Origin of the sequence: Xylophilus sp. ASV27 (assembly GCF_016428875.1) — a bacterium.
Lineage (GTDB): Bacteria > Pseudomonadota > Gammaproteobacteria > Burkholderiales > Burkholderiaceae_C > Xylophilus.
Window position 1 is genome coordinate 1 of record NZ_JAELTO010000130.1, and the last position, 10,655, is coordinate 10,655.

The 10,655-nt window shown below is 65.8% G+C and carries 11 protein-coding genes and 1 pseudogene; 5 read left to right on the top strand and 7 right to left on the bottom strand.

The features are described 5' to 3' along the window. Nucleotides 1-232, top strand: a pseudogene (locus tag JHD63_RS19810) (hypothetical protein); the annotation flags it as partial. On the opposite strand, the gene JHD63_RS19815 reads toward JHD63_RS19810, so the two are convergent. Beyond that, the gene (locus tag JHD63_RS19815; RefSeq protein ID WP_198972527.1) at nt 139-1,476 is read right to left on the bottom strand and encodes a D-amino acid dehydrogenase; all 1,338 of its coding nucleotides are present in this window, start codon (nt 1,474-1,476) and stop codon (nt 139-141) included. The pseudogene JHD63_RS19810 and the gene JHD63_RS19815 sit on opposite strands and share 94 nt — an antisense overlap. Nucleotides 1,477-1,604: 128 nt before the next feature. On the opposite strand from JHD63_RS19815, the gene JHD63_RS19820 reads away from it, so the two are divergent. Beyond that, nucleotides 1,605-2,072 carry a winged helix-turn-helix transcriptional regulator gene (locus JHD63_RS19820; protein WP_198972528.1) on the top strand — a complete coding sequence of 156 codons (468 nt, stop codon included), beginning with the start codon at nt 1,605-1,607 and terminating at the stop codon, nt 2,070-2,072. Here the strand turns inward: JHD63_RS19820 and kynA are convergent, their stop codons facing one another. The 3 genes from kynA to kynB all read right to left on the bottom strand — a co-directional run bounded on the left by kynA (nt 2,073) and on the right by kynB (nt 5,029). Further along, entirely contained in the window at nt 2,073-2,933 is an 861-nt protein-coding gene (gene kynA / locus JHD63_RS19825; protein ID WP_233168476.1) for a tryptophan 2,3-dioxygenase, read from the bottom strand. A 150-nt stretch (nt 2,934-3,083) separates the two neighbouring features. Further along, on the bottom strand, nt 3,084-4,370 hold the full coding sequence (gene kynU, locus JHD63_RS19830; protein ID WP_198972530.1) for a kynureninase: 1,287 nt from the start codon (nt 4,368-4,370) through the stop codon (nt 3,084-3,086). 5 nt (nt 4,371-4,375) lie between these two features. Beyond that, nucleotides 4,376-5,029 (bottom strand): arylformamidase, encoded by a 654-nt coding sequence (kynB, locus tag JHD63_RS19835; RefSeq protein WP_198972531.1) that lies wholly within the window; start codon nt 5,027-5,029, stop codon nt 4,376-4,378. 89 nt (nt 5,030-5,118) lie between these two features. On the opposite strand from kynB, the gene JHD63_RS19840 reads away from it, so the two are divergent. The 3 genes from JHD63_RS19840 (at nt 5,119) to JHD63_RS19850 (ending at nt 7,426) form a co-directional block, all read left to right on the top strand. Then, nucleotides 5,119-5,313: a DUF2905 domain-containing protein gene (locus JHD63_RS19840; protein WP_198972532.1), complete on the top strand. Its 195-nt coding sequence runs from the start codon at nt 5,119-5,121 to the stop codon at nt 5,311-5,313. A gap of 163 nt (nt 5,314-5,476) precedes the next feature. Beyond that, complete coding sequence (locus JHD63_RS19845) at nt 5,477-6,424, top strand: ROK family protein (RefSeq protein WP_198972533.1); 948 nt, start codon at nt 5,477-5,479, stop codon at nt 6,422-6,424. Nucleotides 6,425-6,580: 156 nt separating this feature from the next. Beyond that, nucleotides 6,581-7,426: an IclR family transcriptional regulator gene (locus JHD63_RS19850; RefSeq protein ID WP_198972534.1), complete on the top strand. Its 846-nt coding sequence runs from the start codon at nt 6,581-6,583 to the stop codon at nt 7,424-7,426. A 94-nt stretch (nt 7,427-7,520) separates the two neighbouring features. On the opposite strand, the gene JHD63_RS19855 is transcribed toward JHD63_RS19850, so the two are convergent. The 3 genes from JHD63_RS19855 to JHD63_RS19865 are packed head-to-tail and all read right to left on the bottom strand — an operon-like array spanning nt 7,521 to nt 10,245. After that, entirely contained in the window at nt 7,521-7,940 is a 420-nt protein-coding gene (locus tag JHD63_RS19855) for a nuclear transport factor 2 family protein (protein ID WP_198972535.1), read from the bottom strand. A gap of 18 nt (nt 7,941-7,958) precedes the next feature. After that, nucleotides 7,959-8,789 carry an SDR family NAD(P)-dependent oxidoreductase gene (locus tag JHD63_RS19860; RefSeq protein WP_198972536.1) on the bottom strand — a complete coding sequence of 277 codons (831 nt, stop codon included), beginning with the start codon at nt 8,787-8,789 and terminating at the stop codon, nt 7,959-7,961. A gap of 58 nt (nt 8,790-8,847) precedes the next feature. Then, nucleotides 8,848-10,245, bottom strand: coding sequence for an MmgE/PrpD family protein (locus JHD63_RS19865; protein ID WP_198972537.1), 1,398 nt, complete (start codon nt 10,243-10,245; stop codon nt 8,848-8,850). Nucleotides 10,246-10,655 lie beyond the last annotated feature (410 nt).

Here is a 10,655-nt window from a genome sequence, read left to right on the forward strand (position 1 = left end):
CCCCCCCCCCCCCCCCCCCCCCCCCCCCCCCCCCCCCCCCCCCCCCCCCCCCCCCCCCCCCCCCCCCCCCCCCCCCCCCCCCCCCCCCCCCCCCCCCCCCCCCCCCCCCCTTTTTAATCATCCGGCGCCCACCGAGATCTACACTAGGTTCTCTTCGTCGGCAGCGTCAGATGTGTATAAGAGACAGGCCCCGGCCACGGCGGGCTGGGCGGCGCCGCGGGCGCGGCGGTAGCGCTCCAGCGCCAGGTCGTCGGCGCGGATGCCGGGGCGCCGGCCGCTGACGAGGTCGGCCAGCAGCCGGCCCGAGCCGCAGGCCATGGTCCAGCCCAGGGTGCCGTGGCCGGTGTTGAGGAACAGGTTGGCGTAGCGCGTGGCGCCGACGATCGGGGTGCCGTCGGGCGTCATCGGCCGCAGGCCGGTCCAGAACTGGGCCTGCGGCAGGTCGCCGCCGGGGAACAGATCATTGGTGACCCATTCGAGGGTGGCGCGCCGGCGCGGGTCCAGCCGCAGGTCGAAGCCGCCCAGCTCGGCCATGCCGCCGACGCGGATGCGGTCGTCGAAGCGGGTGATGGCGATCTTGTAGGTCTCGTCCAGCACGGTGGACTGCGGCGCGCGGCGGGCGTCCAGCAGCGGCACGGTGAGCGAATAGCCCTTGACCGGGTACACCGGCAGGTCGAGCCCGAGCGGCAGCAGGGCGTTGCGCGAGTAGCTGCCAAAGGCGAGCACGTAGCGGTCGGCGGTGAGCAACTGGCCGCCGCTGCGCACGCCGGTGATGCGGTCGCCCGCGGTGGCCAGGCCCTCGACCGCGCTGCCGAAGCGGAAGTCCACGCCCAGGCCGCGCGCCAGGGCCGCCAGACGCTCGGTGAAGAGCTGGCAGTCGCCGGTTTCGTCGCCGGGCAGGTGCAGGCCGCCGGCGAGGCGCTCGCGCGCCGCGGCCAGGGCCGGCTCCACGCCGGCGAGCTGCTCGCGGCCGAGCAGCGCGAAGGGCACGCCGCATTCCTGCAGCACGGCGATGTCGCGCTGCGCCGTCTCGACCTGGGCCTGCGAGCGGAACAGCTGCAGCGTGCCCCGGGTGCGCTGCTCGTACTGGATGCCGGTGTCCGCGCGCAGCTCGCGCAGGCAGTCGCGGCTGTACTCGGCTAGCCGCATCATGCGTTCCTTGTTGATGGCGTAGCGCCCGGCGCTGCACTGCGCCAGCATGGCGGCGATCCAGCGCAGCTGGAACAGGCTGCCGTCGGGCCGCACCGCCAAAGGGGCGTGGCGGCGCTGCAGCATCCATTTGAGTGCCTTGAGCGGAATACCGGGCGCGGCCCAGGGCGTGGAGTAGCCGGGCGAGACCTGCCCGGCGTTGGCGAAGCTGGTTTCGCGCGCCGGGCCGTCCTGGCGTTCGAGCACGGTGACCTCGGCGCCCGCGCGGGCCAGGTAATAGGCGGTGGAAGTGCCGATGACGCCGCCGCCAAGGACAAGGACTTTCATGGAATGCGCTCCGGATTCGGTGGATTCCGGAACTTTAAGAAAGGTCGGCCAGTGGATTTCACGGTTCTTCTGGTGAAATACTGGCCAATCCCGTGTTTTTGCGGCGCATTCGCCCGCCTGGAAGTGAAATGCCCGAACTCGACCGCACCGACCGCAAGATCCTCGACCTGCTGCAGCGCCAGGGCCGCATGTCCATGACGGAGCTGGCCGAGCAGGTGGGCCTGTCGGCCTCGCCCTGTACCGAGCGCGTGCGGCGCATGGAGCGCGAGGGCGTCATCACCGGCTACCACGCGCGCGTGGCGCCCGAGGCGCTGGGCAAGACGCTGCTGGTGTTCGTCGAGATCAAGCTCTCGGCCAAGTCCGGCGACGTGTTCGAGAAGGTGCGGCGCGAGCTGCTGCACATGCCCGAGGTGATGGAATGCCACCTGGTGTCGGGCGACTTCGACTACCTGGTCAAGTTCCGCCTGCGCGGCATGGGCGAGTACCGCCACCTGCTGGGCGACATCCTCAAGAAGCTGCCGGTGACGGCCGAGTCGCGCAGCTACGTGGTGATGGAGGAGGTGAAGGAGAGCCTGTTCCTGGCGGTGGACCGGTAGCTACAGCAGCGTGCGCAGGCTCCAGACCTCCGGGAACAGCACCACCTCCAGCATCTTGCGCAGATAGCTGGTGCCGCCGGTGCCGCCGGTGCCGCGCTTGAAGCCGATCACCCGCTCCACGGTGGACACGTGGCGGAAGCGCCAGAGGCGGAAGGCGTCCTCGATGTCGGTGAGCTTCTCGCCCAGCTGGTACAGGTCCCAGTGCTGCTCGGGGAGGCGGTAGACCTCGAGCCAGGCCTGCTCGACCGCGGCGTTGGGCTGATGGCGCTCGGTCCAGTCGCGCTGCAGCAGTTCGGGCGGGATGGCGAAGCCGCGCCGCGCCAGCAGGCGCAGCGATTCGTCGTAGAGCGAGGGCGCCTCGAACGCGGCCTGCACCGTGGCCAGCAGTTCGGGGCGGTGCGCGTGGGGCTTGAGCATCAGCGGGTTCTTGTTGCCCAGCGCGAACTCGATGCACCGGTACTGCCAGCTCTGGAAGCCGCTGGAGGCGCCCAGGTAGGGCCGTATGGCGGTGTACTCGGGCGGCGTCATGGTCGCCAGCACGCTCCAGGCGTGCACCAGCTGCTCCATGATGCGGCTCACCCGCGCCAGCATCTTGAAGGCCGGCGCCAGCTCGTCGGCGGCTATGCAGCGGATGGCGGCGTGCAGCTCGTGCAGCATGAGCTTCATCCACAGCTCGCTGGTCTGGTGCTGCACGATGAACAGCATCTCGTCGTGCGCGGGCGACAGCGGCTTCTGCGCCGTCAGCACGGCGTCGAGTTGCAGGTAGTCGCCGTAGCTCATGGTCCGGCTGAAGTCGAGCTGGGCCTTTTCCTCGGTGACGATGCGCGAGGGGTCTTGCGTCGGGGTGGGGTCTTGCGTCATCTCAGCTTTCATTGCGTCTGGCGTCGTCTGCAGGGGCGCGGAGCAGGCCATGCGCAGACATCCGCGCAACCGGCTTCGCCGGGCCGCAGGATGCGCCCCCTGCAAGGGGGAAGGCGCCGCGACACGCCGTGCGCGAGGACTGGGGGTGTGTCATGTCACCGCGTGTTGTTGCTTGAATTCGGGCCGGCGCCATTCGCCGCTGGTGAGCACATCGCGCAGGTGCTCCACCGCATGCCACACGTCCTCGAAGCCGACGTACAGCGGCGTGAAGCCGAAGCGCAGGATGTGCGGATGCCGCGCGCCGTCGCCCGCGCGGTAGTCGCCGATGACGCCGCGCGCGATCAGCGCCTGCACGATGGCATAGGCGCCCGCGTCGTCCGCGCCGGCCCAGCTCAGGCTCACCTGCGAGCCGCGCTGCGCATGGGCGCGCGGCGTGGCCAGGCCCAGGCCGTGGCCGGCGCAGCGCTCCTGCACCAGCGCGATGAACAGGTCGGTCAGCGCCAGCGACTTGGCGCGCAGCGCGGCCATGCCGCCCAGCGGCTCGGCGGCCAGCAGGGTGTCGAGCCCGCACTCCAGCGCGGCCAGCGCGATCTGCGGCTGCGTGCCGCACAGGTAGCGCGCAATGCCGGCGGCCGGCTCGTAGCCGGGCACGAAGGCAAAGGGCCGGGCATGGCCCCACCAGCCCGACAGCGGCTGCCGAAAGCGCTCTGCATGGCGCGGGTGCACCCAGACGAAGGCCGGCGCGCCTGGGCCGCCGTTGAGGTACTTGTAGCCGCAGCCCACGGCAAAGTCGGCGTCGTCCTGCAGCAGCGCGACCGGCACCGCGCCGGCGCTGTGCGCCAGGTCCCAGACCACCAGCGCGCCGGCGGCATGGGCGGCGGCGGTGAGGGCGGCCATGTCGTGCATGGCGCCGGTGCGGTAGTTGACGTGGGTCAGCATCAGCAGCGCCAGGTGCTCGTCGAGCGCGGCGGCGATCTCTTCGGGCTCCACCAGCACCAGCTCTAGGCCGCGCTCGCGCGCCAGCGATTCGGCAATGTAGAGATCGGTCGGGAAGTTGCTGCGCTCGCTGACGATGCGCTTGCGCCCGGGCGCGTCCTGCGCGGCAATGGACAGCGCCGCGCTCAGCACCTTGTACAGGTTGACCGAGGTGCTGTCGGTGGCCACCACCTGGCCCGGCCCGGCGCCGATCAGGCGCGCGATCTTGTCGCCCAGGCGCTGCGGCGCGCTGGCCCAGTCGGCGGTGTTCCAGGCGCGGATCAGCTCGTGGCCCCACTCCTGCGTCACCACCTGGGCCACGCGCGCGGGCGTGGCGGCCGGCAGCGCGCCGAGCGAGTTGCCGTCGAGGTAGAGCACGCCCTCGGGCAGGGTGAACAGATCGCGCAGGGGGCGCAGCGGGTCTTGCGCGTCGAGGCGCCGGCAGTCTTGCAAGGTGGTCATGGTCGTCAGGTCAGGGAGCGGAGCACGGCGCGCACCGGCGAGGCGTCGGCGGTGGCCAGGCGCAGCGGTAGCGCGATCAGCTCGTAGTCGCCCTCGGGCACGGCGTCGAGCAGCAGGTTTTCCAGCACGCGCAGGCCGCGGCGGCGGATCGTCTGGTGGCTGTCCAGCGCCTTGCTGTCGGCCGGGTCGATGCTGGCGGTGTCGATGCCGATGAGCTGCACGCCGGCGTCGGCCAGGCGCTCGATGGTGTCGGGCGCGAAGCCGGCCAGCGCCGCGTCCCAGCGGTCCACCGGCATCTGCGCGTAGGTGCGCACCAGCACCCGCGGCGGCAGGCCCTGCGCGGCATGGGCGACGTGCTCCCAGCGCACCAGCGCGCCGCAGCCGATCGCATGCACCACGCGGCAGGGGCCGAGGTAGGGCGCCAGATCGAGCGCGCCGACCGGCACGCCCTGCGGGTCGTAGTGCAGCGGCGCGTCGGCATGCGCGCCGACGTGGGGCGAGAGCGTGATCGTGCTCAGGTTGACCGGGCAGCCCGGCGCGATGCGCGCCAGCCATTCCTGGCGGTAGGGCGCATCGCCCGGGAACACCGGGCTGCCGGCGTGCACCGGCGGCGAGATGTCCCACAGGCGCGGGGCGGTGGGGGGCGTGATCGAAGACATGGAGCGTGACGCTATCACCGGCAAAAACCGCGTGGTGTCGGTTATTTCCAACAGGCCCATGGCTTCGCGCAGAATGCGGCGTTGCCGCCATGATCCGCCTCTACCTCGTCGTCTTCCTCGTCCTCATCCTGCTCAGCTGGGCCGCGCCCTGGCTGCGGCGCCTCGGCCTGGGCCGGCTGCCGGGGGACCTGCACTTTCGCCTGTTCGGGCGGCAGTGGGACGTGCCGGTGACCAGCACGCTGCTGGTGGGCGTCGTGGCGGGCCTGGTGGCCAAGTTCGTGTAGATTTTTGAGGGAAATAGGTCTGTATCCCAGGTTTTATCTGGGCTTTATGCTATGTATTTAATAGCAATTGGCCTGCGCCGACAGCCTGGGCGCGCAGCCCTCCTACACTGGCCCGACGCGGCGCCGCCACAGCGCGCCGCCCGCAACATGAGGACATGAACCGATGCGCGCCTGTGTCGACATAGGGGGAACCAAGCTGGCCGTGAGCCTGGCCGCGCCCGGCTCGCGGCAACTGCTGCACCGCCGCGCCGAACCCACCGAGAAGCGCGGCGCGCCCGATGCGGTCGCGCGCCAGATCCTGCGGCTGCTGGGCGAGGCCTGCGCGGAAGCCGGCATGGGGCTGGACCGCATCAGCGGCGTGGGCGTTTCGTCCTGCGGCCCGTTCGTCGTGCGCGCCGGCGGCATCGAGGTGTCCACGCCCAACATCTGCGGCGGACTGGCCGGCGCCGACCAGGGCCTGCCCAACGACTGGACCGCCTTCCCGCTGGAGGCGCCGCTGCGCGCGCATTTCGGCGCCGGCGTGCCGCTGCGGGTGGAGAACGACTGCGTCGCCGCGCTGGAGGCCGAGCGTCGCTGGGGCGCGCTGCAGGGCGTGGACGACTGCGCCTACCTGACCTGGAGCACCGGCATCGGCATGGGCCTGTGCGTGGGCGGCCGGGTGCTGCGCGGCAAGAACGGCAACGCCGGCCACGGCGGCCACACCTTCGCCAGCGGCCCGGCCGAAGGCCCGACCTGCGGCTGCGGCAACGTGGGCGACCTGGAGTCGCTGGTCTCGGGCACCGCCATGGCGCGGCGTTTCGGGGCGCAGGGCTTTGCCGATGCCACGACGCTGCTGGGCGCGGCCAAGGCGGGCAATGCCCGGGCCGGCGCCATCGTGGACGAGCTCTGCCGCATCCTCGGCCGCGGCCTGTTCAACGTCATCGCGCTGCTCGACCTGCAGGCCGTGAGCCTGGGCGGCAGCGTGTTCTGGCACCACCGCGAGCACCTGCTGCCGCGCCTGCAGGCCGAAGTCGCCGCCCACCTGCCCGCGCTCACCCGCGGCGTGGAACTGCGCCCGGCCGGGCTGCGGGACGCGGTGGGGGACTTTGCGGCGCTGGCGCTGTTGGAATGAGGGTGCGTGGCCTGACCTTGCCCCTGGAACACGTATTGCTGGATCGGAAGTTCAGCGTGGCTGAGACCGACAGGTCGCTGACGGTGGAGCGGCCGCCCATCGATTGACAGGCAAGAACCACAGTTATAGTGTGATCGCCATTGCGACAAGGACTTCATGAATATGACAACGAACCAAGGAACTGCAAAGGTCCCCCAGAAAAAATCGGCAAAGTCAGCCATCGTCGCCTCTGACATGTCACCGAGCAAAGACAGAGTAGCCCGCGAACCTCAGAACCATCGAACGGTCGACCGGGTGACCCGCATCTTGGAAGAGGTGGTATATAAGCCTGGCCTGACTTTCGCTGAACTGGCACGCGCCTTGAATGCGCCGAAGAGTTCGGTTCATGGGTTCATCAGTGGGTTGCTTGCCAAAGGCTGGCTCTACGAATCGGATCGCCGGTTCTTCCTCGGTCCGGCTGTCTATGGTTTGACAATGGCGAGTGGACATATCCGTGCGGGACTGGTGACTCAAGCTGACTTGGTAGCTCTGCACAAAGCCACGGGCGTGGCAGTTTTCCTGGGCGTTAAGGCGGGAGATCATCTGATCTATATCGCGGAAGCTGGCGTTGACCCCGTGGCTGGGTTCGAGGCACGTTCGAATATTCGGCGAACGCTACTGGCCACCGCGGGTGGCAAGGCGCTGCTTGCCGAGTTACCGGATTCACAGCGTGAAGCTTACCTACGACGACGCGGTGCGGAGGAGGCTGAACATGTTGAGAATTTCTTGGACGAGTTCGAGCAGATTCTCAAGACGCGCATCGCTACGAACGTTCGCATGTCGGGCTCTCGATTTGGGATAGGTACCACGGTGCATAACCAAGCAGGCGACCGAGTGGCGGCGATCACGCTGGTGGGGCCCACCTCGCAGATTCAGCCGCGATTGAAGCGACTTCGGGACGTGCTGATAAAGCACGTGGACTCATGGGCCTCGCGCGAGGTTTCGCCGCGTGAGGCTATCTGATTGAGTGGCACTGAGCACTGGTTTTCCGCACCATACGCTTTCAATATGGCGATGAGAAATCTGAACGTCACATAACTTGCCAAGCGGGTTCACATCAACTTCTAAGGCCCAGGTCGCCTCGTATGTGGTGAACGATCTCTCTTTTACGAAAGCGCCATACATTGCCGTCCCAAGTCAGATCGTCAAGATAAGTTCCAACAACACTCGGAACCACGCCTGCGATGGACTCCAGGAAGATCACGTAGCTACTTCTAGCCTTTGCTTGTGACCCATTGAGTAGGACTACTGCACTGGTGACCACATGACGACGCTCTGGCCCTTGGCCTGGCGGAGGCATCATGCTGCGGATCGTATTAACGACCTCATCCCTGGACTCCGCATCAGCATATGAAGTGACCCATCGAGCATCTTCCGTGAAGAGTTCTGCTAAGGCCTTCCAGTCTTGATCGTCCACGTAGAAGCAATACTGAGCGAGCAACTCATGTATTGCAATTTTGTGTCCTATGGAATCCATACTTGCTCCATTCGCACTCTATGTGGATTCCTTCTGCGGAAGCTTCGGGACTGTCGTCATCAAAGTATTCGTAAAGCCGCCATCTACGAGGAGATCTTGACCATTGATGTAGCTGGCGCGCTCGCTCGCGATGAAGAGTATCACGTCAGCCAAGTCGGTTGGCGTGGCCGCGCGGCCGGCCGGGATCATTGCAATCCGAGCGGCGGCCGTTTCGGCATGGTCGTAGGCGGCCTCGGTAGCCGGGGTACGTGTGAAGCCGGGCGCCACCACATTGCTTCGGATTCGATGCGGCGCGAGTTCGATAGAAAGGAGCCTGGAGAGCATCATCATTCCGGCTTTGCTAACGCTGTAGGCTCCCCCGTCTGGCTGCGGGTGGTAGCCGACAAGAGAAGCCACATGAACGAGGCTGCCTCCTTTGCCAGCTTCAATCATGTGCGGAACAAACGCCTGACTGCAGATGAGTGCCCCTGTCAGGTTTACCTCCAGTACGCGGCTCCATGCAGCGAGATCGATTCCGATGAGGGCGCTTCGGTTTCGGACCGCAGCATTGTTCACGAGTACGTTGCAAGGACCCAGTCCATGGTGCACGCGGCAGGCTGCCTGCTGCATCGACGCTTGGCTGCCCGCGTCCGCACCGACGGCAATGGCGCGTCCGCCTCGATCAACGATCTCGCTAGCGACCAGTGAAGCAGCCGCCTCATTGACGTCCAAAATGGCGACCGAAGCGCCGCAAGTGGCGAATTGCCGTGCAACCTCCGCGCCGATTCCGCTACCTGCCCCGGTGACAACGCAGACTTTATCCGACAGGCCAAGCCACGAGTTCGACTTCGTGTTGATAACTTCGTTCATAGCGATCTCCTATCTTAGGTTTCCAGTGATGCTTGCTAGGCGATAAACGAACCACCCACTAGGATGCATGTTGGCCCCAGTGTCCCGGCGCCGCCTTTCCAACGTTGCCGGCATCTACCAAACCCCAGCACCGAGAAATCAGGTCGCGCGAGCTTTCGTGACCGAGCAGTGGCGCAACCTGAGACGAGAACTTCGACTCAAGTTGCTCGTCCGTCAGAGGCAGACTTGCCGCACCCGCATGCGGTCTGACTTCAGCTTTGATGAGTTGTCCATTCTTCAACTCGACGACGGCTCTCGCTTCGTCTGGCGCCAAGTCGATCACCTCTTGCGCCTCGACGCGATTTCGGATGGCGATCACACGTGGGTCTGTGACGCATTCGTCAGATGCTTGTTGAAGCCCGGCGTTACCATGTACCAGTGCCGCCGCTGCCCAGTGGTAGAGACTGACCTGGGCCTCATTGGCATTCTTTGGCGACCTGGCCGCCGTAAGGCCAGCGGCTAGCGGATGCACTTCGATCCGCACCCTTTCGATGTTTTCGGCCACAAACCGAGCGTCGCGAGAGACCTTAAGACAAACATCCGTCGCAGCGTGGATGAGGCAGCCGTTGGGGAACGGTTTGATGGCGACATTCATGCACTCCCAGCGGGCACCAAGGCCGTCAAGAATGGCTGCGGGGTTCGGCGGGTTTCCAACCACTTGCAGAAGCCCGTACTGCGACATCAGCGGCTCAGGATGACAAGTAAAGTTCTCTGAAGCAAGATGAGCCGCCAGAAGTCCATTCCGACCCGCATTGCCGGGAATAAACGCTGCAGACATCGATGCATGAGACGCACGAACACCTCCTGCCTGCATTGCCGCGATGCCCATAGCCCATATCAACTGCTGCTTGGATAAACCCATCAGTCGTCCTACGGCCGCTGAGACACCGACAGGTCCAGTTAGTCCAGTGAGGTAGTGGCCAAGGTGCGACTTCGCGGGCGCTATGGCAAGTGCGCAGCTAAGGCGGCACTGCACTTCATGCGACAGGATCAACGCATGAAGAAAGTCGGCGCCTGACACTGGATGTTGCTCAGCGTATGCGAGCAGAGCCGAGACCGTCGGGGCCGCAGGATGGATCACAGTGCTGATGTGCGCATCGTCGAATGCGTTCGCACTAGCGCTCAGTCCATTGATCATCGATGCGCTCAGTGCATCGAGGCGCTCTTTACGTCCGAGGATTGTGCACATCTTGTTTGAAGAAAGCTTGGAGGCGCCACGCAGCGCGCACTCCACTGCAGGGTGATGCGATCCGCCGTAGGCGCACCCCACCCAGTTCAAAAAGGCGCGACTACCTTCATGCCTGACAGCCTCGGGAAGGTCTTCCCAACAGGATTGAAGAACGAATCGAGCGAGCGCGGCTGTTACCCCATTCGACTGAGGTCCGAACGTTTGGGCAGGTTCATTCGATGTGCTCATGGTTCATATATGCGAAATGAAGTTCACAAAAAGGATGAATGTTATCAGTGCCTGGCCACTAGGACTTACGGGTTTTTCCTAGCCGCAATCGAAAACTTCGACCGCACAATATGGTTCGTATTTGCAAACAATAGTTCGTATATAGGAACTTTGGATTGCAAATCCTCACCGGAGAGGTGCAGCGGGCAACATCGGTCTGTTGGCCTCTGCTGTGCGGCATAAGCATTACAGGAGGCATTCATGCGTTGGAGTTTCACCAACTCGGTAACCCGTTGCTGGGCATCTAAGGCAACGCTGAACAAGTCCCTCGCGTGTCGCGCATCCCTGCTGTGGGCGGTCTGCGGCGTTGCAAATCCTCGCCATAGCTGCGGCTATGGCTGCGGTTTGCGCCTTGCATCCCATCCCACACC

Excerpts from the sequence above, each read along its gene's own strand:
- kynB (WP_198972531.1), bottom strand. The coding sequence starts at position 5,029 with ATGTCTTCGATCACGCCCCCCACCGCCCCGCGCCTGTGGGACATCTCG.
- JHD63_RS19855 (WP_198972535.1), bottom strand. The coding sequence starts at position 7,940 with ATGGATTCCATAGGACACAAAATTGCAATACATGAGTTGCTCGCTCAG.
- JHD63_RS19850 (WP_198972534.1), top strand. The coding sequence starts at position 6,581 with ATGAATATGACAACGAACCAAGGAACTGCAAAGGTCCCCCAGAAAAAA.
- JHD63_RS19865 (WP_198972537.1), bottom strand. The coding sequence starts at position 10,245 with ATGAGCACATCGAATGAACCTGCCCAAACGTTCGGACCTCAGTCGAAT.
- JHD63_RS19815 (WP_198972527.1), bottom strand. The coding sequence starts at position 1,476 with ATGAAAGTCCTTGTCCTTGGCGGCGGCGTCATCGGCACTTCCACCGCC.
- kynA (WP_233168476.1), bottom strand. The coding sequence starts at position 2,933 with ATGACGCAAGACCCCACCCCGACGCAAGACCCCTCGCGCATCGTCACC.
- kynU (WP_198972530.1), bottom strand. The coding sequence starts at position 4,370 with ATGACCACCTTGCAAGACTGCCGGCGCCTCGACGCGCAAGACCCGCTG.
- JHD63_RS19860 (WP_198972536.1), bottom strand. The coding sequence starts at position 8,789 with ATGAACGAAGTTATCAACACGAAGTCGAACTCGTGGCTTGGCCTGTCG.
- JHD63_RS19840 (WP_198972532.1), top strand. The coding sequence starts at position 5,119 with ATGATCCGCCTCTACCTCGTCGTCTTCCTCGTCCTCATCCTGCTCAGC.
- JHD63_RS19845 (WP_198972533.1), top strand. The coding sequence starts at position 5,477 with ATGCGCGCCTGTGTCGACATAGGGGGAACCAAGCTGGCCGTGAGCCTG.
- JHD63_RS19820 (WP_198972528.1), top strand. The coding sequence starts at position 1,605 with ATGCCCGAACTCGACCGCACCGACCGCAAGATCCTCGACCTGCTGCAG.